This window comes from Streptomyces sp. AM25 (assembly GCF_058146165.1).
The window spans coordinates 63284-86692 of record NZ_JBKIWN010000141.1; the positions used below are offsets into that span (position 1 = coordinate 63284).

Annotated in this window: 23 protein-coding genes and 1 pseudogene; 9 read left to right on the plus strand and 15 right to left on the minus strand. The window is 71.6% G+C overall.

Annotation, left to right across the window (positions count from 1 at the left end; genetic code table 11):
• Window positions 1–49: 49 nt before the first annotated feature.
• The 3 genes and pseudogenes from ACLHRZ_RS41970 (at window position 50) to ACLHRZ_RS41980 (ending at window position 3290) form a co-directional block, all read left to right on the plus strand.
• Complete coding sequence (locus ACLHRZ_RS41970) at window positions 50–1276, plus strand: sensor histidine kinase (RefSeq protein ID WP_490423900.1); 1227 nt, start codon at window positions 50–52, stop codon at window positions 1274–1276.
• Between the two features lie 40 nt (window positions 1277–1316).
• Window positions 1317–1981 (plus strand): annotated as a pseudogene (locus ACLHRZ_RS41975) (response regulator transcription factor).
• Window positions 1982–2093: 112 nt separating this feature from the next.
• Window positions 2094–3290, plus strand: coding sequence for a TerD family protein (locus tag ACLHRZ_RS41980; RefSeq protein WP_490423943.1), 1197 nt, complete (start codon window positions 2094–2096; stop codon window positions 3288–3290).
• An 84-nt stretch (window positions 3291–3374) separates the two neighbouring features.
• Here ACLHRZ_RS41980 and ACLHRZ_RS41985 read toward each other — a convergent pair whose 3' ends face one another.
• Complete coding sequence (locus ACLHRZ_RS41985; RefSeq protein WP_490423901.1) at window positions 3375–4862, minus strand: hypothetical protein; 1488 nt, start codon at window positions 4860–4862, stop codon at window positions 3375–3377.
• A 212-nt stretch (window positions 4863–5074) separates the two neighbouring features.
• Between ACLHRZ_RS41985 and dapA the strand changes: the two genes are divergently transcribed.
• Window positions 5075–6019 (plus strand): 4-hydroxy-tetrahydrodipicolinate synthase, encoded by a 945-nt coding sequence (gene dapA / locus ACLHRZ_RS41990; protein WP_490423902.1) that lies wholly within the window; start codon window positions 5075–5077, stop codon window positions 6017–6019.
• On the opposite strand, the gene ACLHRZ_RS41995 is transcribed toward dapA, so the two are convergent.
• From ACLHRZ_RS41995 to dapD, 3 genes are all read right to left on the minus strand, one after another.
• Window positions 5980–6636 carry a hypothetical protein gene (locus ACLHRZ_RS41995; RefSeq protein ID WP_490423903.1) on the minus strand — a complete coding sequence of 219 codons (657 nt, stop codon included), beginning with the start codon at window positions 6634–6636 and terminating at the stop codon, window positions 5980–5982. The genes dapA and ACLHRZ_RS41995 overlap by 40 nt on opposite strands.
• A complete protein-coding gene (locus ACLHRZ_RS42000; RefSeq protein WP_490423904.1) occupies window positions 6633–6776 on the minus strand; it encodes a hypothetical protein in 144 nt (47 codons plus the stop codon). The genes ACLHRZ_RS41995 and ACLHRZ_RS42000 overlap by 4 nt, the downstream gene beginning before the upstream one ends.
• A gap of 136 nt (window positions 6777–6912) precedes the next feature.
• Entirely contained in the window at window positions 6913–7902 is a 990-nt protein-coding gene (gene dapD, locus ACLHRZ_RS42005; RefSeq protein WP_490423905.1) for a 2,3,4,5-tetrahydropyridine-2,6-dicarboxylate N-succinyltransferase, read from the minus strand.
• Window positions 7903–8044: 142 nt separating this feature from the next.
• On the opposite strand from dapD, the gene ACLHRZ_RS42010 reads away from it, so the two are divergent.
• Window positions 8045–8707, plus strand: a complete 663-nt coding sequence (locus ACLHRZ_RS42010) for a DUF6445 family protein (RefSeq protein ID WP_490423906.1) — start codon at window positions 8045–8047, stop codon at window positions 8705–8707.
• Between the two features lie 148 nt (window positions 8708–8855).
• Here the strand turns inward: ACLHRZ_RS42010 and ACLHRZ_RS42015 are convergent, their stop codons facing one another.
• From ACLHRZ_RS42015 to ACLHRZ_RS42050, 8 genes are all read right to left on the minus strand, one after another.
• Entirely contained in the window at window positions 8856–9218 is a 363-nt protein-coding gene (locus ACLHRZ_RS42015; RefSeq protein WP_490423907.1) for a metal-sulfur cluster assembly factor, read from the minus strand.
• The gene (gene sufU, locus ACLHRZ_RS42020; RefSeq protein ID WP_490423908.1) at window positions 9215–9670 is read right to left on the minus strand and encodes a Fe-S cluster assembly sulfur transfer protein SufU; all 456 of its coding nucleotides are present in this window, start codon (window positions 9668–9670) and stop codon (window positions 9215–9217) included. The genes ACLHRZ_RS42015 and sufU overlap by 4 nt, the downstream gene beginning before the upstream one ends.
• Window positions 9671–9686: 16 nt before the next feature.
• On the minus strand, window positions 9687–10940 hold the full coding sequence (locus ACLHRZ_RS42025) for a cysteine desulfurase (protein WP_490423944.1): 1254 nt from the start codon (window positions 10938–10940) through the stop codon (window positions 9687–9689).
• Window positions 10941–10942: 2 nt separating this feature from the next.
• Window positions 10943–11707 (minus strand): Fe-S cluster assembly ATPase SufC, encoded by a 765-nt coding sequence (gene sufC / locus ACLHRZ_RS42030; protein WP_490423909.1) that lies wholly within the window; start codon window positions 11705–11707, stop codon window positions 10943–10945.
• A gap of 7 nt (window positions 11708–11714) precedes the next feature.
• Window positions 11715–12035: a non-heme iron oxygenase ferredoxin subunit gene (locus ACLHRZ_RS42035; protein ID WP_490423910.1), complete on the minus strand. Its 321-nt coding sequence runs from the start codon at window positions 12033–12035 to the stop codon at window positions 11715–11717.
• Window positions 12032–13210, minus strand: a complete 1179-nt coding sequence (gene sufD / locus ACLHRZ_RS42040; protein WP_490423911.1) for a Fe-S cluster assembly protein SufD — start codon at window positions 13208–13210, stop codon at window positions 12032–12034. Before sufD ends, ACLHRZ_RS42035 begins: the two co-directional genes overlap by 4 nt.
• An 86-nt stretch (window positions 13211–13296) precedes the next feature.
• On the minus strand, window positions 13297–14718 hold the full coding sequence (sufB, locus tag ACLHRZ_RS42045) for a Fe-S cluster assembly protein SufB (RefSeq protein ID WP_490423912.1): 1422 nt from the start codon (window positions 14716–14718) through the stop codon (window positions 13297–13299).
• Window positions 14715–15518, minus strand: a complete 804-nt coding sequence (locus ACLHRZ_RS42050) for a helix-turn-helix transcriptional regulator (RefSeq protein WP_490423913.1) — start codon at window positions 15516–15518, stop codon at window positions 14715–14717. The genes sufB and ACLHRZ_RS42050 overlap by 4 nt, the downstream gene beginning before the upstream one ends.
• A 171-nt stretch (window positions 15519–15689) precedes the next feature.
• Here ACLHRZ_RS42050 and ACLHRZ_RS42055 point away from each other — a divergent pair, with 171 nt between their 5' ends.
• Genes ACLHRZ_RS42055 through ACLHRZ_RS42065 form a run of 3 tightly spaced genes read left to right on the plus strand, consistent with a single transcriptional unit; the run spans window position 15690 to window position 18444 of the window.
• The gene (locus tag ACLHRZ_RS42055) at window positions 15690–16625 is read left to right on the plus strand and encodes an ABC transporter ATP-binding protein (protein ID WP_490423914.1); all 936 of its coding nucleotides are present in this window, start codon (window positions 15690–15692) and stop codon (window positions 16623–16625) included.
• A 50-nt stretch (window positions 16626–16675) separates the two neighbouring features.
• Complete coding sequence (locus ACLHRZ_RS42060) at window positions 16676–17389, plus strand: ABC transporter permease (RefSeq protein ID WP_490423945.1); 714 nt, start codon at window positions 16676–16678, stop codon at window positions 17387–17389.
• Window positions 17390–17445: 56 nt separating this feature from the next.
• Window positions 17446–18444: a COX15/CtaA family protein gene (locus ACLHRZ_RS42065; protein ID WP_490423915.1), complete on the plus strand. Its 999-nt coding sequence runs from the start codon at window positions 17446–17448 to the stop codon at window positions 18442–18444.
• Here ACLHRZ_RS42065 and ACLHRZ_RS42070 read toward each other — a convergent pair.
• From ACLHRZ_RS42070 to ACLHRZ_RS42080, 3 genes are all read right to left on the minus strand, one after another.
• Window positions 18417–19463: an amidohydrolase gene (locus ACLHRZ_RS42070; RefSeq protein WP_490423916.1), complete on the minus strand. Its 1047-nt coding sequence runs from the start codon at window positions 19461–19463 to the stop codon at window positions 18417–18419. The two genes, ACLHRZ_RS42065 and ACLHRZ_RS42070, sit on opposite strands and share 28 nt — an antisense overlap.
• Before the next feature lie 44 nt (window positions 19464–19507).
• Entirely contained in the window at window positions 19508–19831 is a 324-nt protein-coding gene (locus ACLHRZ_RS42075; protein ID WP_490423917.1) for a hypothetical protein, read from the minus strand.
• 111 nt (window positions 19832–19942) lie between these two features.
• Window positions 19943–20923 carry a heme o synthase gene (locus ACLHRZ_RS42080; RefSeq protein WP_490423918.1) on the minus strand — a complete coding sequence of 327 codons (981 nt, stop codon included), beginning with the start codon at window positions 20921–20923 and terminating at the stop codon, window positions 19943–19945.
• Between the two features lie 379 nt (window positions 20924–21302).
• Here ACLHRZ_RS42080 and tkt point away from each other — a divergent pair, with 379 nt between their 5' ends.
• Entirely contained in the window at window positions 21303–23384 is a 2082-nt protein-coding gene (gene tkt / locus ACLHRZ_RS42085; RefSeq protein WP_490423919.1) for a transketolase, read from the plus strand.
• Window positions 23385–23409 lie beyond the last annotated feature (25 nt).

Consider the following 23409-nt stretch of genomic DNA (forward strand, 5'->3'; position numbering starts at 1 on the left):
ACCACGGCACCAAATGACGTACCGAGCACGGCGGTTCTACGCTGTGATCATGAACCCACTGACCGGCAGGCGGGCCCGGCTGCGCTGGGCCCATCTGCTGCTCGGCGGCGCGCTGCTGATGCCGTACTACCTGCTGGCCAATGTCCTGGTGTCGTTCTTCGTCACCGGGCGGGGGCTCTTCACCTCGACCGGCACCACGTTCCTGGCCTTCGCCGTGGCGCTGCCCCTGGCGGCCGTGTCGACGGTGGTCTTCACCCAGCTCCGCCCGCTGGAGTGCGCGGCGGCGCGCACCCTGCTGCGGGTGCCGGAGGAGGGGCTGGCCACCGGCGCGGCCGGGTCCTGGGGATCCCGCGGGCGCATGGCCGCCTACTACGGGCTGCACCTCGCGGCCGGGGGCGTCGTCAGCGGCATGTCGCTGGCCACCCCGCCGTTCGCCCTGTACCTCGTCACCATGCCGCTCACCGGCGTGCACGCACCCTGGACCTGGCTCGGCCCGCTCGGGCACACGCCGTGGGCCTGGCCGGCACCCCTGGCCGGAGCGGCGCTGCTCCTGCTGGTCCTCGTCACCTCCTGGGCCGCGGGCGCCCTGCTGACGCGCTGCGCGCCCGCGCTGCTGGGCCCGTCGGCGGCCGAGCGGATCGCGGCGGCCGAGGAGCGCGCCCTGCGCCTCGCCCTGCGCAACCGGCTCGCCCGCGAACTGCACGACTCGGTCGGTCACGCGCTGAGCGCGGTGACCCTCCAGGCGGGCGCCGCCCGCAGGCTCTTCGACGCCGACCCCGCGTTCGCCCGGCAGGCGCTCGTCGCGATCGAGGAGACGGCACGGGATGCGGTCGGCGAACTGGACGCCGTCCTGGGCCTGTTGCGCGAGGACGGCCCCACGCCCACGGCACCTGCGCCCACCCTCGCCGGCCTCGGCGCACTCGTGGAACGCACCCGCGCGGCGGGCGGCACGGTCACGCTCACCGCACCGGATCCACCGTCCCTGGAAGCGGTGCCGGCGACGGTCTCGCGCGAGGCGTACCGCATGGTGCAGGAGGGACTGACGAATGCGCTGCGGCACGCGGGGCGCGTGCCGGTGAAGCTGCACCTCGGGCTGGAGGGTGGGGTGTTGCGGGTCGCCATGGAGAACCCGATGCCGCAGCCGGCGTCCCGCCGCGCGGGCGGGGGCCGGGGGCTGGCGGGCGTCGCCGAACGGGCCCGCCTGCTCCGGGGCAGCGCGGAGTGGGGCGAACGGGACGGCGTGTGGCGGCTGTCGGCGCAGTTGCCGCTGGGATGAGGAGTGAAGTCCGGTGCACCGCACCCCCTACCCTGACCCCATGACCACCCCCATACGGATCGTCATCGCCGACGACGAACGCCTGGTCCGCACCGCCCTCCGCGCCGTGCTCGGCGCGGAACCCGGGATGGAGGTCGTCGGAGAGGCCGCCACGGGGGCCGAGGCCGTGTCGCTGGTGGGCGAAGTGCGGCCCGACCTCGTCCTCATGGACGTCCGTATGCCCGAGGTCGACGGGCTCCGCGCCACCGAGCGCATCCTGGCCGGCATGGACGAGCCGCCCCGCATCGTCGTCCTCACCACCTTCGAGAACGACAGCTACGTCTACGACGCGCTCCGCGTCGGCGCCTCCGGCTTCCTCCTCAAGCGCTCGGGTGCCGACGAACTCGTCCAGGCCGTGCGGATGGTGGCGCGCAGCGACTCGCTGCTCTTCCCCGCGGCCGTCCGCGCCCTGCCGCGGCCCATGTGGACGGCCGGGCCGGGCGCGCGGCGGAGGAGCGGCTGCGCGAGCAGTTGTCCGAGCGCGAGGCCGAGGTGCTGCGGCTGATGGCGGCCGGTCTGTCGAACGCCGAGATCGCCGAGCGGCTGACCGTCGGCGCGGCGACGGTCAAGTCGCATGTGGCGTCGGTTCTCGCCAAGTTGGGGGTGCGGGACCGCACCCAGGCCGTCATCGCCGCCTACGAGTGCGGTTTCGTCAGCCCGCGCTGACGGCGGCTTCCGGCGCGTTCGTCCCATTGAGTTCGAATACTCTCCGGCCGCCTTCGGATTTGAGGTCATGGAACCGTAAAGCGCCACGGCTCGTTAGCGGTGTATGACCGCTATGACACCCGGCTCGAACATCCCGCTCTCCGTCCCGCGCGTGACGGTGGACGTCACCGCCCCGGTACGGCTGGACGTTTCGGGCCTGCTGCTCACCGCCGACGGCAAGGTGCGCTCGGACGCCGACTTCGTCTTCTACAACCAGCCCGCAGGACCGGGCGTCACCCACCGCGCCGCGGCCGCCGGCACGCCCGACGCCATCACCGTCGAGACCGCGGCCGTCCCGGCGGACATCGACAAGGTCGTCGTCACCGCGAGCCTCGACGCACCGGGCGCCGCCTTCGCCGGCACCGAGCCGACCGCGACGGTGCGCAGCGCGGACGACGGTTCCGTGCTGGCCGTGTTCACGCCGCCGCAGCTGGGCGCGGAGACGGCGCTGATCGTCGTGGAGGTCTACCGGCGCAACGGCGCCTGGAAGGTCCGGGCGGTGGGCCAGGGGTATGCGGACGGGCTGGCGGGCATCGCCACGGACTTCGGGGTGAGCGTGGAGGAGCCGACGCAGCCGACGCAGCCTGCGGCGCCGGCACCCGTGGCCCCGCCCGCGACCGTCATGGCCCCGCCGCCGGTGCCGCCCGTTCCGGCGATGCCGCCGGTGGCGCCGGCGGCGCCGCCCGCGTCCGGCAAGGTCAGCCTGGACAAGGGCCGGGTGAGCCTGCAGAAGAACCAGACGGTGTCCCTCGTCAAGGGCGGGCAGCCACTGCAGCATTCGGTGGTCATGGGCCTCGGCTGGGAGCCCGCCTTCCACCGCCGGGCGATCGACCTGGACGCCTCGGTCATCGCCTACGGCCCCGACCGCAACATGATCGACGCCTGCTACTTCGGCCGTCTGATGATCCTGAACGGCGCCGTCCAGCACTCCGGCGACAACCTCACCGGCGAGGGCTCCGGCGACGACGAGAGCATCACCGTCCACCTGGGCGGACTGCCGCCGGAGGTCACCGGCCTCGTCTTCACCGTGAGTTCGTACAACGGCCAGAAGTTCACCGACGTCGCAAAGGCCTACTGCCGCCTGCTCGACGCGCAGACCGGCGAGGAGCTGGTCCGCTTCGACCTGACCGGGTCGGAGCCGAAGACCGGTGTCCTGATGTGCAAGTTCGTCCGGCAGTACTCGGGCGAGTGGGAGATGACTGCCGTCGGCGAGTATGTGAAGGCCAAGACTGTGCGGGACATGGTGAAACCGGCGGCCATGGCGCTGTAGCGCTTTGCGGTGCTTCGGGTGCGGGCCGGCTGTGGTTGATCGCGCAGGTCCCCGCGCCCCTTTCGGGGCGCGGGGACCTCGACATCAGTGCCGCGAACGGGCCTTGAAAGCCGCCTTGCGGGCCTCCTTTGCCGCCTTCTTGTCCGGGTGCAGGCGGCCCATCGCCTCCAGGACGTCCGCCGTCGCCGGGTGTTCCACCCGCCACGCCGCGTCGAAGAAGCCGCTGTGCCCGCCGACCAGGCCCTCCACGAGAGCGCGCAGCTCCTCGGAGTCGCCTTCGGCGGCCAGCTGGGCCGCGATCGTGTCGATCGTCAGCCAGAAGACCATCTCCTCGCCCGGCTCGGGCACGTTCGTCGCCCCGTGCTCGGCCAGCCAGACGCGGGCCAGGCCGCCCAGCTGCGGGTCGTCGAGGACCTCGCGCAGTGCGGGCTCCGCCTCGGTGCCCAGCAGGGCGAGGGTCTGCTGGCAGGCCAGCCGGCGGGACGGTGCGTCCTCGTCCTCGCCGTGGGCGGCGGCGAGCAGTTCACGGGCCGCGCCGAGCGGTTCCCGGCGGGCGAGCCAGAGTTCGGCCTCCGTGCGGGTGGCGTGCGCGGGGTGGCCGGGAAGGGCGGCGAGCAGCGCGGCCGCGTCCTCCTCCGCGAGGTCGCCGACGGCCGGGGCGTCGACGCCCGCGTCCAGCATCCGGGCCCGCACCCCGAAGAGGCCGAGCGGGGTGAGGGCGACCATGCCGTAGCGCGTGACGTCCTCCTCCTCGGGCAGCTCGGAGGCGATGCCGTCGACGGACTCGCGGATGTGGCCCTCGCCGTCGACCTCCTCGATCAGCGCCTCGTCGACGGGCGTGTATGCGACGAGCCCGGTCGGCGCGAGCATCCGGAACTGGTCGTCGAGCCGCATCATCGCGTCGGAGACCTCTTCGAGGACGTCGTCCGTGGGCTCGTCCATGTCGTCCGGGACGATCATCGAGGCGGCGAGCGCCGGCAGCGGCACGGGCCGGTCGGCCGCGCCCTCGCCGAGCGCGGTCAGCAGGTAGAGGTTGCCGAGGACCCCGTCGAGGAAGTCGGCCTCCTCCTCGGGGTTCCAGTCGAGCGCGTCCAGGTCGAGCTCGCCGTCCTCGGAGAGCTGGTCCACGATGTCGGCCAGGTCGGGCGCGGCGGCGTCGGCCAGGACGGTCTCCAGACCGCCGAGCCACAGGTCGAGGACGTCCTGCGGGCTGCCGGAGGTGACCGTGTCGAGCTCCTCGCCCGCGACGGCGGTGCCGGAGGGCTCGTCGGAGCCGGCCTCCTCGGCGTCCTCGTTCTCGGTGAACTCCACCAGGCCCGTGTCCAGCGCCAGCTGCCAGGCCTCGGCGGCGTACGCGGGCCCGTCCTCCTCGTCCGCCATCCCCAGCAGCCCGGCGGCGTCGGCGAGTTGGCCGGACAGCAGCTCCCCGCCCGCACCGACCGGCGTGCCCTCCCCCGCCCAGCGTGCGAGCTGCACGGCGCGGGAGAACAGCGGCGCGGACAGCGCGTCCCGCGCGAGCTCCGCGTCGGAGGGGAGCCGCACCGGCGGCATGGTCGGGCGGTCTCCGGACATCAGGGGGCTGTCTCCTCGCTCGTGCGGAACAGCGTCACGGGCCGTCGTGGACCGGACGCACGGTGCCCCAGCCTAGACGGGTTTCGCCCTGCTCCGCCCGCTGTAGCGTCGCTAAGCAATCGGTGGAGAACATTTCAATGGACCTGCACGGCCGGGGTACCCAGAATCGAGGCACCGCCCCCCGTTTCCTTCCGCGTCAGGAGTGTGCCGCGATGACCGCACCCACCGCCCTTCCCTTCGGCCGCACCGTCTGTGCCATGGTCACCCCCTTCACCGCGGACGGAGCCCTCGACCTCGACGGGGCACAGCGTCTCGCCGACCACCTCGTCGGGCAGGGCGGCTGCGACGGGCTCGTCCTGAGCGGCACCACCGGCGAGTCCCCGACCACCACCGACGCGGAGAAGAGCGCACTGATCCGCGCCGTGGCCGAGGCCGTCGGCGACCGGGCGCGCATCACGGCCGGGGTCGGCTCGCCCGACACCCGGCACACGGTGGAGCTCGCGCGGGCGGCCGAAGCGGCGGGCGCGCACGGGGTGCTGGTGGTGACGCCGTACTACAGCCGCCCGCCGCAGGAGGACGTCGCGGAGCACTTCCTGACGGTGGCCGACGCGGTCGGCGTGCCGGTGATGCTCTACGACATCCCGGGACGCACGGGCACCCGCATCGAGCCCGCGACGATGCTGCGGCTGGCGGAGCACCCGCGGATCGCGGGCGTGAAGGACTGCGCGTACGACCTGCTGGGCAGCTCGAAGGTGATCGCGCAGACCGGACTCGCGTACTACTCGGGCTGCGAGGAACTGAACCTCCCGCTGCGGTCGGTGGGCGGCTCCGGCTATGTGAGCACGGTCGCCAACGTGGCGGGCCCGCTGCTGGCGGCGGCGCTCGACGCGTACGACCGCGGGGCGCACGAGGAGGCGCTGCGCTGCCACCAGCGGGGGCTCCCGCTGGTGGAGGCGATGATGGCGGCGGGCCTGCCGGGCACGGTGACGGCGAAGGCCCTCCTGGCCACGCTGGGCCTGCCGGCGGGCCCGGTGCGGGCGCCGCTGCGGGAGGCGGGGCGGGAGCGGGGGGAGGCGCTGGTGAGGGCGTACGAGGCCGCCGCCTCCGGCCCGGAGTCTCAGTCCCCCCAGCCCTCGGCCCGCGCCAACCGCCCCTGAAACCAGTCCAGTCGCGCCTGCAGCATGGCGGCCTCCGCCATCAGCTCGGTGGCAGTGGCGGGCGCCGCGTCCCGGCCTCCCGGTTCGGTGACCACCGTCACCGAGCCGGCCCGTGCCGCGAACTCCGCGAACGTCACGCTCGTCCGCCCGAGCCCGGCCCCGCACCCGCCGCAGTCGGCGGCCACCGTCCACCAGCCGGGCCGCCCCCACCCCGCGTCGGAGAGGCGCGCGGCGGTCCGGCCGCAGCCGCAGGGGCCCACACGCACGGTGCGCACGCGCTGGCGCGCGTAGCGCATCCCGCGCTCGTAGCGGATGTAGGCGCCCAGCACGGTGACTTCGAGCAGCACGGCCCGGCGGTGCGCCCCGGTGCACGTCAGGCCGAGCGCCTCGGCCTGCGAGTGCAGACAGTGGAAGCCGCAGTCGCAGAAGCGCGCCGGGCTGCGGTGCCGCCGCCCGTAGGCACAACTGGCGTCGTCCAGCACGCCGTACGGGGAGCCGCCGCCGAGGGAGACCCCCGTGAAGCCGGCCCGGGTGCCGTCGTGCGAGAGCACCGGGTAGGCGATCTTGAAGCCGGTGGGCGGCGCGGCGGGATGTTCTTTCGGGAGCCGCAGCCTCATCGCCCGGCGAGCACCGCGGGAACCGGGACCTCGGCCGCCTCGGGCTCCGCCGGGGCCTCTTCCACGGCCGGGGCCGTGACCGCATCCTCCTTCGCGGTCTCCTCCGCGAACCCGACGGCGAGTGCCTTGCCGAGCCTCATGACGCCTCCCGTTTGTCCGGTTACGGCACCCGCTTCCGGTGGATGCCGGACCCGTCCATGGTGGCGCAGTACGCCCGGTAAACGCCAGAGTGGCCGTACAGCGGAAACACCGCCGTACGGCCACTCGCCGGGTCGCTCAGTTGTGGCTGTGCAGAACCTCGTTGAGGCCGCCCCAGGTGGACTTGTAGGGGCGCGCCTCGACGGCGCCGCTGGTGGAGTTGCGGCGGAAGAGGATGTTGTCGGCGCCGGAGAGCTCCAGCGCCTTGACGACCTCGCCGTCGGGCATGGTCACGCGGGTGCCGGCGGTGACGTAGAGGCCCGCCTCGACGACGCACTCGTCGCCGAGGACGATGCCGATGCCGGACTCGGCGCCGAGCAGGCAGCGCTCGCCGATGGAGATGATCTGCTTGCCGCCGCCGGAGAGGGTGCCCATGGTGGAGGCGCCACCGCCGATGTCGGAGCCGTCGCCGACGACGACGCCCGCGCTGATGCGGCCCTCGACCATGGAGGTGCCCAGGGTGCCGGCGTTGAAGTTGACGAAGCCCTCGTGCATGACGGTGGTGCCCGGGGCGAGGTGGGCGCCGAGGCGGACGCGGTCGGCGTCGGCGATGCGGACGCCGGACGGGGCCACGTAGTCCGTCATGCGCGGGAACTTGTCGATGCTGGTGACCTGCAGGTGCTGCCCCGCGGCGCGGGCCTTCAGGCGGACGGCCTCGACCTGGTCGACGGCGACGGGGCCGAGCGAGGTCCAGGCGACGTTGGCGAGCAGGCCGAAGAGGCCGTCGAGGCTCTGGCCGTGCGGCTTGACCAGGCGGTGCGAGAGCAGGTGCAGCCGCAGGTAGGCGTCGTGCGCGTCCAGGGGCTTGTCGTCGAGCGAGGCGATGACCGTCCTGACGGCCACGACCTTGACACCGCGGCGCGGGTCCGGACCGACGGCGGCGAGGGCCTCCTCGCCCAGCAGCTCCGCGGCGAGGTCGGCGGTCAGCACGGCGGTGCCGGCCGGGCCGGGGGCGTCGAGCAGCTCGGGGGCCGGGAACCAGGTGTCGAGGACGGTCCCGTCGTCGGTGATCGTGGCGAGGCCGGCGGCGGCGGCGCCGGTGGTGCGGGAAGCAACAGCATCGGTCATGTCCGAAAACCTAACCGGACGGGGCGGCTCAAGGCGAACCGGCCACACACACCGGGCATGTCATGATCATGGCTTTCCGTTGACGGAAGGTTGACCAATTCACCGGACAACGCTGGCAGATCCCGAATGTATGGTCGGCCGCATGGCACCCGCGCTCCCCGTCCTCCCCTACCGGAAGCCCACCCGCGGCCGGGACTACTGGATCCTGGACGGCATCCTGCCCGACCCGGACGCCGTGCGGGCCCGCTGCCTGGCCAAGGGCGACTGGGTCGAGGGCTACCCGCACAAGCCCGAGAGCTGGCCCGGCCTGCGGACCATGCCGGGACTGGAGCCGGACGAACTGGCCCACGTCGAACGGCAGGTGAGGAAGGCGACCGGGGCGCGGAAGCTGTGGGTGGAGAGCACGCCCGGCGGCGGCACCCTCAACCACAACTGCATCCAGGTCGTCGGCGAGGGCGAGTCCGAGCTGCGTCCCCACACCGACTCGCGGGCGCTGTGCCGCTACGCCGCCGTGCTCTACCTCAACCCGCACGTGCCCAAGGACTGCGGCACCAGCTTCTACCGCCAGAGCCTCCCCGGCGGCCGGCTCGGCGGCAACATGGTCACGGCGCCCCACAACAACCTGGTCGACGCCCTGGGCACCCGCTTCGTCCCGCCGGACTCCTTCACCGAGGACGTACGCGTACCGCACCGCTACAACCGGCTGCTCCTCTACACCGCCAACATGATGCACAGCGCGACGGGTTACTGGGGCAGCACGCTGGAGGAGAAGCGGATGACGGCGGTCTTTTTCTGGATGGCGTGAACCTCGCGCTTCGGTGAGGACGGACGGATGCGCATGACGCCGCCGCCGTCGCCCGCAGCACTGCCCGCCCCGAGGCCTGGGGCCCCACACCGGCAGCAGCCCGCCCCCTGACGGACAGGGGACGGGCTGCGTACGAAGCCGATCGTTCTCAGACGTTGAACCCGAGCGCCCGCAGCTGCTCGCGGCCGTCGTCGGTGATCTTGTCGGGGCCCCACGGCGGCATCCACACCCAGTTGATGCGGAGCTCGTTGACGATGCCCTCGGTGGCCGACTTCGCCTGGTCCTCGATGACATCGGTCAGCGGGCAGGCCGCGGACGTCAGGGTCATGTCGAGGGTGGCGATGTTGGCGTCGTCGATGTGGACGCCGTAGATCAGGCCGAGGTTGACGACGTCGATGCCCAACTCGGGGTCGACCACGTCGTAGAGGGCCTCGCGGACCTCCTCCTCGGTGGCCGGCTTGGTCGTCGCCGGGACGGACTCCGCCGCGGCGTCGGTCACGTTCTCGCTCATGCGGTCTTCCCTTCGGACAGCGCCTTCGCCGTCGCGTCCTTCCACGCCATCCAGCTCAGCAGAGCACACTTCACCCGCGCGGGGTACTTGGAGACGCCCGCGAACGCGACCGCATCCTCCAGGACCTCCTCCATCGCGTCGTCCGGCTCGATGCGGCCCTTGGACTGCATCAGCTCCAGGAAGGTCTCCTGGATCCGCCGGGCCTCGGCGAGCTCCTTGCCCACGAGCAGCTCGTTGAGCACGGAGGCGCTGGCCTGGCTGATGGAGCAGCCCTGGCCCTCGTACGAGACGTCCTCGATCTTCTCGCCCGCCAGCCGGACCCGCAGCGTGATCTCGTCGCCGCAGGTCGGGTTGACGTGGTGCACCTCGGCGTCGCCATCCCGCAAGCCCCGGCCGTGCGGGTTCTTGTAGTGGTCCAGGATGACGTCCTGGTACATCGAATCAAGCTTCACAGTGAGCGCCTATTCGTCAGCCGAAGAAGTTCCGGACGTGCTCCAGGCCCTCGACCAGCGCGTCGACCTCGGCGGGCGTGGAGTACAGGTAGAAAGACGCCCGCGTGGTGGCAGGAATTCCGTAGCGCAGGCAGACCGGGCGGGCGCAGTGGTGGCCGACCCGGACCGCGATGCCCTGCTCGTCGAGGACCTGGCCCACGTCGTGGGGGTGGATGTCCCCGAGCGTGAAGGAGATCGCGGCTCCGCGGTCCTCGGCCGTGACAGGGCCGATGATCCGCAGGTCGGGGACCTCCTGCAGGCGCTGGATGGCGTACTCGGTGATCGCGTGCTCATGGCGCGCGATGCGCTCCATGCCGATCGAGGTGAGGTAGTCCACCGCGGCGCCGAGGCCGACGGCCTGGGCGATCGGGGGCGTACCCGCCTCGAACTTGTGCGGCGCGGGGGCGTAGGTGGAGGAGTGCATCGAGACGGTCTCGATCATCTCGCCGCCGCCGAGGAACGGCGGGAGGTCCTCCAGCAGCTCCTGGCGGCCCCACAGCACGCCGATGCCGTCCGGGCCGCACATCTTGTGGCCGGTGAAGGCCACGAAGTCGGCCTGGAGCGCCTGGACGTCCAGCGGCATGTGCGGAGCGGCCTGCGAGGCGTCGATCACGACGAGCGCGCCGACCTGCTGGGCGCGGCGCACGATCGCCTCGACCGGGTTGAGGGTGCCCAGGATGTTGGAGACCAGCACGAAGGAGACGACCTTGGTCTTCTCCGTGATGATCTCGTCGATGTTGGACAGGTCGAGGCGGCCGTCGTCGGTCAGACCGAACCACTTCAGCTTCGCGCCCGTGCGCTGCGAGAGCAGCTGCCAGGGAACGATGTTGGAGTGGTGCTCCATCTCGGTGATGACGATCTCGGTGTCGTGGTCGACCCGGTAGGGCTCGTCGGCCCAGCCGAGCATGTTGGCCACGAGGTTGAGGGACTCCGAGGCGTTCTTGGTGAAGATCACCTCGTCGCGGCTGGGCGCGTTGATGAAGGTGGCGACCTTGTCGCGCGCGCCCTCGTACAGCGCCGTGGCCTCCTCGGCCAGGACGTGCACGCCGCGGTGGACGTTGGCGTTGTGCTGCTCGTAGTGCTCGTTGAGCACGTCGAGCACCTGGCGCGGCTTCTGGGAGGTGGCCGCGTTGTCCAGGTAGACGAGCTTCTTCCCGCCGTGGACCGTGCGGTCCAGGATGGGGAAGTCCTTGCGGATCGCGTCGGTGTCGAGCAGGCCCGGCAGCAGTATGGTCACGCCGTTACGCCACCCTTCACGTAGGCCTCGTAGCCCTCGTTCTCCAGCTTGTCGGCGAGCTCGGCGCCGCCGGACTCGACGATCTTGCCGCCCGCGAAGACGTGCACGAAGTCGGGCTTGATGTAGCGCAGGATGCGCGTGTAGTGGGTGATCAGCAGGGTGCCGACGTCGCCCGTCTCGCGGACGCGGTTGACGCCCTCGGAGACGACGCGCAGGGCGTCGACGTCCAGGCCGGAGTCGGTCTCGTCGAGGATCGCGATCTTCGGCTTGAGGAGCTCCAGCTGCAGGATCTCGTGGCGCTTCTTCTCACCGCCGGAGAAGCCCTCGTTGACGTTGCGCTCGGCGAAGGACGGGTCCATCTGGAGCTGCTCCATGGCGGACTTGACCTCCTTCACCCAGGTGCGCAGCTTGGGGGCCTCGCCGCGCACGGCGGTGGCCGAGGTGCGCAGGAAGTTGGAGACCGAGACGCCGGGGACCTCGACCGGGTACTGCATGGCGAGGAAGACGCCGGCGCGGGCGCGCTCGTCGACGGACATCTCCAGGACGTCCTCGCCGTCGAGGGTGACGGTGCCGCCCGTGATCGTGTACTTGGGGTGACCGGCCAGCGAGTAGGCCAGGGTGGACTTGCCGGAGCCGTTGGGGCCCATGATGGCGTGGGTCTCGCCCTGCTTCACGGTCAGGTCGACGCCACGCAGGATCTCCCGGGGGCCGTTTTCGGCGTCGACGGAGACGTGCAGGTCGTGAATCTCAAGCGTTGCCATGGGGAACTCAGGACTCCTGGGTGACGGAGACGAGCACGTCGTCCCCTTGGATCTTGACGGGGTATACGGGGATGGGCTGCGTCGCGGGGAGGCAATCGGGCTTGCCGGTGCGCAGGTCGAAGCTGGAGCCGTGCAGCCAGCACTCGATGTGGCAGTTCTCCACCTCGCCCTCGGAGAGGGAGACGTTCGCGTGCGAGCAGATGTCGTTGACCGCGAACACCTCGCCCTCGGTACGGACGACGGCGACCGGGGTGCCGTCGAGCTCGACACGCTTGGGGGTGTCCTCCTCGAGCTCGCTCAGGCCGCAGGCGCGGACGAAGTCACTCATGCGACCGCCGCCTCCAGCTCCGCCTCGATCTTGGCGATGAGGCGCGCCTCCAGGTCGGGGATGCCGATCTGCTGGACGAGCTCGGCGAAGAAGCCGCGGACCACCAGGCGACGGGCCTCCTCGGCGGGGATGCCGCGGGCCATCAGGTAGAACAGCTGCTCGTCGTCGAAGCGGCCGGTGGCCGAGGCGTGGCCGGCGCCGACGATCTCGCCGGTCTCGATCTCCAGGTTGGGCACGGAGTCGACTCGCGCGCCGTCGGTGAGGACCAGGTTCCGGTTGAGCTCGTAGGTGTCGGTGCCCTCGGCCTCGGCGCGGATCAGCACGTCGCCGATCCAGACCGCGTGGGCGTCCTTGCCCTGCAGCGCGCCCTTGTAGGCGACGTTGCTGCGGCAGTGCGGGGTGTCGTGGTCGACGAAGAGGCGGTGCTCCTGGTGCTGGCCCTGGTCGGTGAAGTACAGGCCGTAGAGCTCGGCCTCGCCGCCCGGGGCGCCGTAGACGACGCGGGGGTGCAGCCGGACCAGGTCGCCGCCGAAGGTGACGATCACGGACTTGAAGGAGGCGTCGCGGCCGACGAGCGCGGTGTGCTGGCCGGCGTGCACCGCGGTGCCGTCCCAGTCCTGGACGGAGACGACGGTGAGCTTGGCGCCGTCGCCGACGAGGAACTCGACGTTGGCGGCGAGGGTGGTGTCACCGGTGTGGTCGATGACGACGACGGCCTCCGCGAACGCGCCGACCTCGACGACCTGGTGGCCGAAGGCGACCCCGCCCACGCCGTGCACGGAGATGCGGACGGGCTCGGTGAGCACCGTCTCCTTCGGGATGGAGACGACCGAGGCCTTCTCGAAGGAGCTGTAGGCCTGGGCGGCGACCCGGTCGACCGGCTTGCCGGCCCTGCCCAGGCGGGCGTCGTCCCGGCCGACGGTCTCGACGGTGACGCCCTCGGGGGCCTCCACCTCGACCTTGACGCCGCCGTCGGCCACGGCAGTGCCGTCGTGCAGACCGCGCAGGCGCTCCAGCGGGGTGAACCGCCACTCCTCCTCGCGGCCGTGCGGCACGGGGAAGTCCGCGACGTCGTACGAGGCGGGGGCGCTGACCCGGGCGTCGATGGGCTGGCGGGGGCCGCCCACCTGGATGGCGCCGTCGGTCGTGCTGCCGGCGGGAGTGTTGTCAGCCATGGCTGTCGTCGTGCTCTCTTCCTGTCACAAAGGGTTCGCTGCGGTCCGGGAGGTGGGGGCACCCCCAGCGTTAGCTGGGGGAGGGGCTAGCCGACGGAGCCTTCCATCTGCAGCTCGATCAGCCGGTTGAGCTCCAGCGCGTACTCCATGGGCAGCTCGCGGGCGATCGGCTCGACGAAGCCGCGCACGATCATCGCCATGGCCTCGTCCTCGGACAGACCGCGGCTCATCAGGTAGAAGAGCTGGTCCTCGCTGACCTTGGAGACGGTCGCCTCGTGGCCCATGGAGACGTCGTCCTCGCGGACGTCGACGTAGGGGTAGGTGTCCGAGCGGGAGATGGTGTCCACCAGCAGGGCGTCGCACAGGACGTTGGACTTGGCGCCCTTGGCGCCCTCGCCGATCTCGATCAGACCGCGGTAGGAGGTCCGGCCGCCGCCTCGCGCCACCGACTTGGAGACGATGTTGGAGGAGGTGTTGGGCGCCATGTGGACCATCTTGGCGCCGGCGTCCTGGTGCTGGCCCTCGCCGGAGAAGGCGATGGACAGGGTCTCGCCCTTGGCGTGCTCGCCCATCAGGTAGACCGCGGGGTACTTCATCGTCACCTTGGAGCCGATGTTGCCGTCGACCCACTCCATGGTCGCGCCCTCGTAGGCCACGGCCCGCTTGGTGACCAGGTTGTAGACGTTGTTCGACCAGTTCTGGATGGTCGTGTAGCGGCAGCGGCCGCCCTTCTTCACGATGATCTCCACGACCGCGGAGTGCAGCGAGTCGGAGGAGTAGATCGGGGCGGTGCAGCCCTCGACGTAGTGCACGTAGGCGTTCTCGTCGACGATGATCAGGGTCCGCTCGAACTGGCCCATGTTCTCCGTGTTGATACGGAAGTAGGCCTGCAGCGGAATGTCGACGTGGACGCCCGGCGGGACGTAGATGAAGGAGCCGCCGGACCACACGGCGGTGTTCAGCGAGGCGAACTTGTTGTCACCGGCCGGGATCACCGTGCCGAAGTACTCCTGGAAGAGCTCCGGGTGCTCCTTCAGGGCGGTGTCGGTGTCCAGGAAGATGACGCCCTGCTCCTCCAGGTCCTCGCGGATCTGGTGGTAGACGACCTCGGACTCGTACTGCGCGGCGACACCGGCGACCAGGCGCTGCTTCTCCGCCTCGGGGATGCCCAGCTTGTCGTAGGTGTTCTTGATGTCCTCCGGCAGGTCCTCCCAGGTGGCGGCCTGCTTCTCGGTGGAGCGCACGAAGTACTTGATGTTGTCGAAGTCGATGCCGGTCAGGTCGGAGCCCCAGGTCGGCATGGGCTTCTTGCCGAACAGCTTCAGGCCCTTGAGACGCAGCTTGAGCATCCACTCGGGCTCGGACTTCTTCGCCGAGATGTCGCGGACGACCTCCTCGGAAAGGCCGCGCTTCGCCGCGGCACCGGCCTCGTCGGAGTCGGCCCAGCCGTATTCGTACGTGCCCAGACCCTCGAGTTCGGGGTGGGCAGTCTCCGTGGGGAGAGTCATGCGGGGTTCCTCCCGGCCGTGCTGGTGGATGCTTCGGTGGTCTTGGGGGTGCTGCTCTTGGGGATGAACGTCGTGCACACTCCGTCGCCGTGGGCGATGGTGGCCAGACGCTGCACGTGAGTCCCGAGCAGGCGGGAGAAGACCTCGGTCTCCGCCTCGCACAGCTGCGGGTACTGCTCGGCGACGTGGGCGACCGGGCAGTGGTGCTGGCAGAGCTGTTCGCCGACCGGTGCGCTGCGCGCCGTAGCAGCGTACCCGTCCGTGGTCAATGCCCCGGCCAGTACCTGTGCGCGGTCTTCGGGGGCGGCCGCCTGCAGGGCGGCCTGCCATTTCTCGGCCTGCGCGGCCAGCCGCGCGCGGGCGAAGGCGGCCACGGCGGCCTCGCCCTTCGCCCCGCCGCCCGCGGACTGGGCGATCCAGCGCAGGGCGTCCTGCGCGAGCTTGTCGTAGGCCTGGTCGAAGGCGTCGCGGCCGCAGTCGGTGAGGGCGAAGGCCTTGGCGGGGCGGCCTCGGCCGCGCGCTCCGTAGACCCGCTTCTCCCGGGCTTCGACGACGCCCTCGGCGACGAGGGTGTCGAGGTGGCGGCGGACCGCCGCGGAGGTGAGCTCCAGGCGCACGGCCAGCTCGGCCGCGGTGGACGGGCCGTGGTCGAGGATGGAGCGGGCGACGCGGTTGCGCGTGCCGCGCTGCTCGTCGTGGGCGCGGTGCTCCTCGCGTGCGGGTACGGCCGCACTGCGCCCGGCGGCCTGGCCTGCCGGCCTGGCCACGGGGCCCTGTGGAGCCTCGCCCGCGTATTTCACAACACCATTGTTGCGTAATTGCCCGGACGGCGACAAGCGTCGTCCGGGGGACCCGACGGTGGTCTCGATCACTAAGGGTCACCTAACCGCCACCGATGTGGATCACTGCGGAGGGGGTTCCGCACACCCCGGCGGGGCCGGCGGCGGCTCCGGGTTCGTAGACTTCCCGCCATGCGCAGCGCCAGTTCAGAGCCCGCGGTCGAGGTCCGCGGCCTCGTCAAGCGGTACGGGACGAAGACCGCGGTGGACGGGCTCGACCTGACCGTCGCGACCGGCGGCCTGACCGCCGTCCTCGGTCCCAACGGGGCCGGGAAGACCACCACCATCGAGACCTGCGAGGGCTACCGCCGCCCCGATGCCGGCACCGTCCGCGTCCTGGGTCTCGACCCCGTCGCCGACGCGGCCGCCCTGCGCCCGCGCGTGGGCGTGATGCTGCAGAGCGGCGGGATCTACGCGAGCGCCCGTGCGGAGGAGATGCTGCGGCACATGGCGTCGCTGCACGCCCACCCGCTGGACGTGGACGCCCTGGCCGACCGCCTGGGCCTCGGCTCCTGCGGCCGCACCCCCTACCGGCGGCTGTCCGGCGGACAGCAGCAGCGCCTCTCCCTCGCCATGGCCGTCGTCGGCCGGCCCGAGCTGGTCTTCCTCGACGAGCCGACCGCGGGCCTGGACCCGCAGGCCCGGCACGCCACCTGGGACCTGGTGCGCGACCTGTGCGCGGACGGCGTGACGGTCGTGCTGACCACGCACCACATGGACGAGGCCGAGGCACTGGCCCGCGACGTCGCGATCATCGACGGCGGCCGGGTCGTCGCCCAGGGCAGCCCCGAGGAGCTGTGCCGCGGCGGCGCCGAGAACACCCTGCGCTTCGACGGCCGCCCCGGCCTGGACCTCGTCGGCCTCCTCAAGGCCCTGCCCGCCGAGTCCGCCGCCGTGGAACTGACCCCCGGCAGCTACCGCGTCAGCGGCGAGGTGGGTCCCCAGCTCCTGGCCACCGTGACCACGTGGTGCGCCCAGCACGGCGTCATGCCGGACCGCATAACGGTGGAACGGCACACGCTGGAAGACGTCTTCCTTGAACTGACCGGCAAGGAGCTGCGCGCGTGACCGCCACCGGAACCTTCACCCCCGAGCCCGGCGCCGCCCCGCTCCCCCGGATGATCCGGGCGCAGGCCGCGCTGGAGACGCGGATGCTGCTGCGCAACGGCGAGCAGCTGCTGCTCACCGTCGTCATCCCCACCCTCCTGCTGGTGCTCTTCAGCAGCGTCGACGTCATCGACACGGGCAAGGGCAAGTCCGTCGACTTCCTCGCCCCCGGCATCCTGGCGCTGGCCGTGATGTCCACAGCCTTCACCGGCCAGGCCATCGCGACCGGCTTCGAGCGGCGGTACGGCGTGCTCAAGCGGCTCGGCGCGTCGCCGCTGCCGCGCTGGGCGCTGATGACGGCGAAGACCTGCTCGGTGCTGGTCACCGAGGTCCTGCAGATCGTCCTGCTGACCGCGATCGCCTTCGCGCTCGGCTGGTCGCCGCACGGCAACCCGCTGGCCGTCCTGCTGCTGCTCGTCCTCGGCACGGCCGCGTTCTCCGGGCTCGGGCTGCTGATGGCCGGCACGCTCAAGGCCGAGGCGACGCTGGCCGCGGCGAACCTGGTCTTCCTGCTGCTGCTCGTCGGCGGCGGCGTGATCGTGCCGCTGGAGAAGTTCGGCGCCGCCCAGTCCGTACTCCAGTTCCTGCCCGTCTCGGCCCTGTCGGGCGGGCTGCGGGACGTCCTGCGCGACGGCGCCGGCATGCCGTGGGCCGACCTCGGGATCCTCACGGGCTGGGCGGTCCTGGGCCTGGGCGCGGCGGGACGGTTCTTCCGCTGGGAGTGACGGCACAACCGGGGGCCTCGTGAATCCGTGCACAAGCGGGCCTCTACGATGAGCCCGTGCCGAACATGCCGAATCCCCTCCAGATCATCGCCGACCGCTGGCAGCCCTCCGCGCGCTTCGTCCGGCGGGCCGCTCTGGCCTCCGTCGTCATGGCCGTGATCATCGTCGTGACGGGCGGCGCGGTCCGGCTCACCCAGTCCGGGCTCGGCTGCCCGACCTGGCCGACGTGCACGGACCAGAGCCTCACGCCGACCCCGGCGATGGGCGTCAACGGCATGATCGAGTTCGGCAACCGCATGCTGACGTACGTGCTGTGCGCGGTCGTCGGCCTGGTGATCGTCGCGGCACGCGCGCGTGCCCCGTGGCGCCGCTCCCTCACCCGGCTCGGCTGGGCGCAGTTCTGGGTCGTCATGGGCAACGCCGTGGTCGGCGGCATCACCGTGCTGACGGGTCTGAACCCGTACATCGTCAGCGCGCACTTCCTGCTGTCGACCGCCCTGCTGACGGTGGCCGTGGTGACCTGGCAGCGCTCCTGCGAGGGCGACGACGAGCCGCGCGACCTGGTGAGCCGTCCGGTGCGGGAGCTCAGCCGGGTGCTGACCGCCGCCAGCCTGCTGCTGATCGTCGTCGGCACCGTCGTCACCGGTGCGGGCAAGCACGCGGGCGACGCCTCCGCCGGCGTGCGCCGCATCCCGCTGGACTGGCACGAAATCACCCAGCTGCACGTGGACTTCGTCTACATCGTGATCGGCCTGACGGTCGCCCTGTGGTTCACCCTGCGCGCCGTGCAGGCTCCCGAGGGCCCGCGCCGCCGCGTGGTGGAGCTGTTCGCGGTGCTGATGCTGCAGGGCCTCGTGGGCTACGTGCAGTACTTCAACGACTCGCCCGAAGTCGTCGTCGGCGTCCACATGTTCGGCTCCTGCCTGGTCTGGATCGCCGTGCTGCGCGTCGCCCTGTCGCTGCGCGAGCGCGGCGAGACGGCCGCGGTGCCGGCGCCGTCCGGGCCCGTGGCGGACACGGACGCCGGTCAGCCCGCGGCCGCGTCCAGCCGGTAGATCCGGCGCGCGGTGCCGGCCGCGACGAGCGAGACGATCCGCCCCGCCTCGGCCGGCCGGCACCAGCCGTCCGCGACCCAGTCGCCCATCAGCTTCTCCATGGCCCGCACGAACAGCCGCGCGGCCACCACGTACAGCTCCGCCAGCGCGCGGGCCCCGGTCGAGAACAGCAGCTTGCCGAACGGCGCTTCGCGCAGGGTCTCCTCGGGGCGCGCGCCCACGTCCGCGTAGACGTGCGGGAAGACGGCGGCCAGTCGGGCCGCCTGGCGGTGCCGCCAGGGGTCGGGCAGCAGCACCAGATCCGTGCCCGTCCCCGCGGTCGCCCGCAGGAAGCCGGTCAGCCGCTGCGGATCGGCGCAGTGCAGCTGGACGGGCAGGCCGGTGGCCACCGCACTCCACAGCAGATGCCGGGCCAGGACCGGGCCGGTCGGCGGCGCGCCCCTGCGCCGCGTCCGCAGCCAGTTCCCCGCCGCCTCGCGCACCTCTGCGGCGCCGGGCGGGCTCCCGTCGCAGCCGGCGGCGCCGGAGGCGAACGCGGTGGCGGTGCGGGCGGCCGTGCAGAGCGCCTCGGCCGTGCGTGCGAGGAAGGCGTCGGCGCCCTCGCAGGAGTCCGCGATCCGCGCGGCCAGCTGTTCGAGCCGGACGACCTCGTGGGCGCGGCCCTCGGCCGCGCAGGCGAGTTCGGCGGGCGAGGTGAGTTCACCCGGACGGCCGGACTCCAGCAGGAACGTACCGATCCCGGCACCGCGCAGCAGCAGCTGCCCGGCCCGGTACGCGCCCAGTTCCCGGCGCCGGGCCAGATAGTGGACGGGCGGGCAGTTGGGCTCCAGGCCCAGCAGCGGCGGGCACCAGCGGCGCACGGCGAGGCCGGCGCGGCTGTCGAAGAAGCTGGTGCCGGGCGGGGCCGGGCCCGTGGACCCGGCGGCCTCCGCCAGGTGCCGCTCGAACACCCCGATCCCCAGTTCGCCGTGGACGGCGCCACGGCTGTACTGGTCCACGAGCAGCGGTATGCCGTCCATCCGCGCCCTCCCCTCCCGTCGGTTCTAACGGGTGAGGGGCGGCGTCAGTTATTGGCGGGACCGCCGAGCTGGATGCCGGCCATCCGGGACCACTCGTACGGGCCGGTGCGGACCTTGGCGGCGAGCTCGCCGTCGAAGGTGTCCTGCAGCGTCAGCCCGGCGGTCTCGGCGGCCTGCTGCGCGGTGCTGTAGGAGCGGGCGACGAGGGTGCCCCAGGCGCCGTCGGCCCCGACGAGCGCGATCCGGGTGGTCCCCCGCCCTATGTGCGCCAGCTGCCCCTCGGCACTCCCGCCGTGGGCCTTGGCGAACGCCGTGATCTGCTTCGCGAGCCGGGACGCTTGGCGCTGTGCCTGCTTGGTGTCTGCCATGAACAGGATGCTACCGGCGAGTAGATGCGCCCCGTAAGGGGCGCGGGGCCGCTGCATATGCGGCTCCGCCGCGTGGGCGCGACCAGCCACAACCGGCCCGCAGCCGAATCGTCAGCGCAAGAACGGATCGATCGCCACGGCAGTGAACAGCAGCGACACATAGGTGATCGACCAGTGGAACAGCCGCATCTCCTTCAGCTTCGCCCCGGTGATCCCGGCCTTGGCGCGAGCCTGCAGCGCGTGCGCCTCCTTCAGCCAGAACCCGCCGCACAGCACCGCCACGGCCGTGTAGAACCAGCCCGTGTAGCCCAGCGGCTGGAGCAGCAGGGACACGCCCACCATCACCCAGCTGTACAGGACGATCTGCCGGGCGACGGCCTTGTTGCCGGCGACCACGGGCAGCATCGGCACGTTCGCCCGCTCGTAGTCGTCCTTCACCTTCATCGACAGCGGCCAGTAGTGCGGCGGCGTCCAGAAGAAGATGACCAGGAAGAGGATCAGGGAGGCCCAGGAGACCTCGTTCCGCACCGCGGACCAGCCGATGATGACCGGCAGGCAGCCCGCGATGCCGCCCCACACGATGTTCTGCGCGGTACGGCGCTTGAGGATCATCGTGTAGACGACGGTGTAGAAGAGGGACGCTCCGAGCGAGAGCATCGCCGACAGCGGGTTGACCAGGTACCAGAACCACACGGTCGACCCGACGGTGAGCACCGTGGCGAAGACCAGGCACTCGCGGGGCGAGATCAGGCCGGTGACGAGCGGACGCTGGGACGTCCGGTCCATCATGGCGTCGATGTCCCGGTCGTAGTACATGTTGAACGCGCCCGCGCCGCCGGCCGAGAGGTAACCGCCGATGCACGTGGCCAGGACCAGACCGAGGTCCGGAACGCCCTGTGCGGCGAGGAACATCACCGGCACCGTCGTCATCAGCAGCAGCTCGATGACGCGCGGCTTCGTCAGTGCCACGAAGCCCTTGACGCGAGCCCCGAAGGGCCTGCGCACCGGGCTCTCACTGAGCTCCCCCACTGCCTTAAGGGCGTGGGAGGTGCCCCCATCCGCAGGACGGGATTCGACGGCCGTCACGCACACCCCTGACAGAGATAAGGCCAGCAAGCACATCCGGGCAGGAAACCCCGGTAAAGACTTGCGCGTACCACGCCACTTTAGACGCAGGCGATACCGCGGCCTCCTCCGGGGTGGGGTCGTGTTGGCGCGGCGGCGGAACATGACAGAACGGTCTCGTTCGAGAGGCGGGCCGCTCATGCACCCGGCAGGCTGGAAACAGTGGACGGTCTCGCCGTGACGGGAATGTCCGCCCGCGTCATCCGGTTGCCGGGAGCGAGTGCCGGGCAGCCGACTGCACGTCGAAAAGATGCGCGTCCCGACGGGGGTAGGCTCGACAGCGCCGCGTCGTGGCGGAATACCGCCCCCGGCAAACAGAACATGTGGAGAGGAGCCCTGACCGAGGGTGAGCAACAAGCCGACCACCACAGACCTCGAATGGACCGAACTGGACCAGCGGGCCGTCGATACCGCCCGCGTCCTGGCCATGGACTCCGTGCAGAAGGTCGGCAACGGCCATCCGGGCACGGCCATGAGCCTCGCTCCGGCCGCCTACCTGCTGTTCCAGAAGATGATGCGGCACGACCCGAACGACGCCGGCTGGGTCGGCCGTGACCGGTTCGTGCTCTCGCCCGGCCACACCAGCCTGACGCTGTACATCCAGCTGTTCATGGCGGGCTACGGCCTGGAGCTGGCGGACCTCAAGGCGTTCCGCACCTGGGACAGCAAGACCCCCGGCCACCCCGAGCACGGTCACACCCGCGGCGTGGAGACCACCACGGGCCCGCTGGGCCAGGGCATCGCCAACGCGGTGGGCATGGCCATGGCCGCCCGCTACGAGCGCGGCCTGTTCGACCCGGAGGCCCCGCAGGGCGAGTCCCCGTTCGACCACACCATCTGGGCGATCGTCTCCGACGGCGACCTGGAGGAGGGCATCTCCGCCGAGGCGTCCTCGCTGGCCGGGCACCAGAAGCTGGGCAACATCGTCGCGCTGTACGACGACAACCACATCTCGATCGAGGGCGACACCGAGACGGCGTTCTCCGAGGACGTCCTCAAGCGTTACGAGGCCTACGGCTGGCACGTCCAGCGCATCGAGCAGGCTGCCAACGGCGACTTCGACATCCACGCCCTGCACGCGGCGCTGAAGGCCGCGCAGGAGGAGACCGGGCGTCCGTCGATCATCGCGGCCCGCACAATCATCGCCTGGCCCGCCCCGAACGCCCAGAACACCGAGGCCTCGCACGGCTCGGCGCTGGGTGCGGAGGAGGTCGCCGCGACCAAGAAGGTCATGGGCTTCGACCCCGAGCAGCACTTCCAGGTCGAGGACGAGGTCTTCGCGCACGTCCGCGAGGTCGTCGACCGCGGCCGCGCGGCCCACGCGAACTGGGACAAGCGCCTCCTGCAGTGGCGCGAGGCCAACGCGGAGCGCGCCGCCGACTTCGACCGCATCGTCGCGGGCGAGCTGCCCGACGGCTGGGAGAAGGCCGTCCCGGTCTTCCCCGCGGGCAAGGACGTCGCGACCCGCAAGGCCTCCGGTGAGGTCCTCAAGGCGCTGGGCGGCGTGATCCCCGAGCTGTGGGGCGGCTCCGCCGACCTGGCCGGCTCGAACAACACCACGATCGACGCGTCGTCGTCCTTCCTGCCGAAGGGCAACCCGCTGCCGGAGGCGAACCCCTACGGCCGCACCATCCACTTCGGCATCCGCGAGCACGCCATGGGCTCGACCATGAACGGCATCGCGCTGCACGGCAACACCCGTGTCTACGGCGGCACCTTCCTGGTGTTCTCCGACTACATGCGCCCGGCCGTGCGCCTGGCCGCGCTGATGAAGCTGCCGGTCACCTACGTGTGGACGCACGACTCCATCGGCCTCGGCGAGGACGGCCCGACGCACCAGCCGGTCGAGCACATGGCCGCGCTGCGCGCCATCCCGGGCCTGAACATGGTCCGCCCGGCCGACGCCAACGAGACCGCCATCGCCTGGCGCGAGATCGCCAAGCGCCACACCACCAAGCCCGCGCCGCACGGCCTGGCCCTCACCCGCCAGAACGTCCCGACGTACGAGGCCAACGAGGGCACGGCCAAGGGCGGTTACGTCCTGTTCGAGGCCGAGGGCGGCCGTCCGCAGGTGATCCTGATCGGCACCGGCTCCGAGGTCCAGCTGGCCGTCGAGGCCCGCGAGGCGCTGCAGGCCGAGGGCATCCCGACCCGCGTGGTCTCCATGCCCTCCGTCGAGTGGTTCGAGGAGCAGGACCAGGCCTACCGCGACGGCGTGCTGCTGCCCGACGTCAAGGCCCGTGTCGCGGTCGAGGCCGGCATCGGCCTGACCTGGCACCGTTACGTCGGCGAGGCCGGCCGCATCGTCTCGCTGGAGCACTTCGGCGCCTCCGCCGACTACAAGGTGCTCTACCGCGAGTTCGGTCTGACCACCGACGCCGTGGTCGAGGCCGCCCGCGAGTCGATCGCCGACGCCGCCCGCCGCTGACGCCCCCTCATCTATCTGTAGGAGA

Bases quoted from the DNA above. Each gene is read 5' to 3' on its own strand.
- ACLHRZ_RS41970 (WP_490423900.1), top strand. From the start codon at position 50: ATGAACCCACTGACCGGCAGGCGGGCCCGGCTGCGCTGGGCCCATCTG.
- ACLHRZ_RS41980 (WP_490423943.1), top strand. From the start codon at position 2,094: ATGACACCCGGCTCGAACATCCCGCTCTCCGTCCCGCGCGTGACGGTG.
- ACLHRZ_RS41985 (WP_490423901.1), bottom strand. From the start codon at position 4,862: ATGTCCGGAGACCGCCCGACCATGCCGCCGGTGCGGCTCCCCTCCGAC.
- dapA (WP_490423902.1), top strand. From the start codon at position 5,075: ATGACCGCACCCACCGCCCTTCCCTTCGGCCGCACCGTCTGTGCCATG.
- ACLHRZ_RS41995 (WP_490423903.1), bottom strand. From the start codon at position 6,636: ATGAGGCTGCGGCTCCCGAAAGAACATCCCGCCGCGCCGCCCACCGGC.
- ACLHRZ_RS42000 (WP_490423904.1), bottom strand. From the start codon at position 6,776: ATGAGGCTCGGCAAGGCACTCGCCGTCGGGTTCGCGGAGGAGACCGCG.
- dapD (WP_490423905.1), bottom strand. From the start codon at position 7,902: ATGACCGATGCTGTTGCTTCCCGCACCACCGGCGCCGCCGCCGCCGGC.
- ACLHRZ_RS42010 (WP_490423906.1), top strand. From the start codon at position 8,045: ATGGCACCCGCGCTCCCCGTCCTCCCCTACCGGAAGCCCACCCGCGGC.
- ACLHRZ_RS42015 (WP_490423907.1), bottom strand. From the start codon at position 9,218: ATGAGCGAGAACGTGACCGACGCCGCGGCGGAGTCCGTCCCGGCGACG.
- sufC (WP_490423909.1), bottom strand. From the start codon at position 11,707: ATGGCAACGCTTGAGATTCACGACCTGCACGTCTCCGTCGACGCCGAA.
- ACLHRZ_RS42035 (WP_490423910.1), bottom strand. From the start codon at position 12,035: ATGAGTGACTTCGTCCGCGCCTGCGGCCTGAGCGAGCTCGAGGAGGAC.
- sufD (WP_490423911.1), bottom strand. From the start codon at position 13,210: ATGGCTGACAACACTCCCGCCGGCAGCACGACCGACGGCGCCATCCAG.
- sufB (WP_490423912.1), bottom strand. From the start codon at position 14,718: ATGACTCTCCCCACGGAGACTGCCCACCCCGAACTCGAGGGTCTGGGC.
- ACLHRZ_RS42055 (WP_490423914.1), top strand. From the start codon at position 15,690: ATGCGCAGCGCCAGTTCAGAGCCCGCGGTCGAGGTCCGCGGCCTCGTC.
- ACLHRZ_RS42060 (WP_490423945.1), top strand. From the start codon at position 16,676: ATGATCCGGGCGCAGGCCGCGCTGGAGACGCGGATGCTGCTGCGCAAC.
- ACLHRZ_RS42070 (WP_490423916.1), bottom strand. From the start codon at position 19,463: ATGGACGGCATACCGCTGCTCGTGGACCAGTACAGCCGTGGCGCCGTC.
- ACLHRZ_RS42075 (WP_490423917.1), bottom strand. From the start codon at position 19,831: ATGGCAGACACCAAGCAGGCACAGCGCCAAGCGTCCCGGCTCGCGAAG.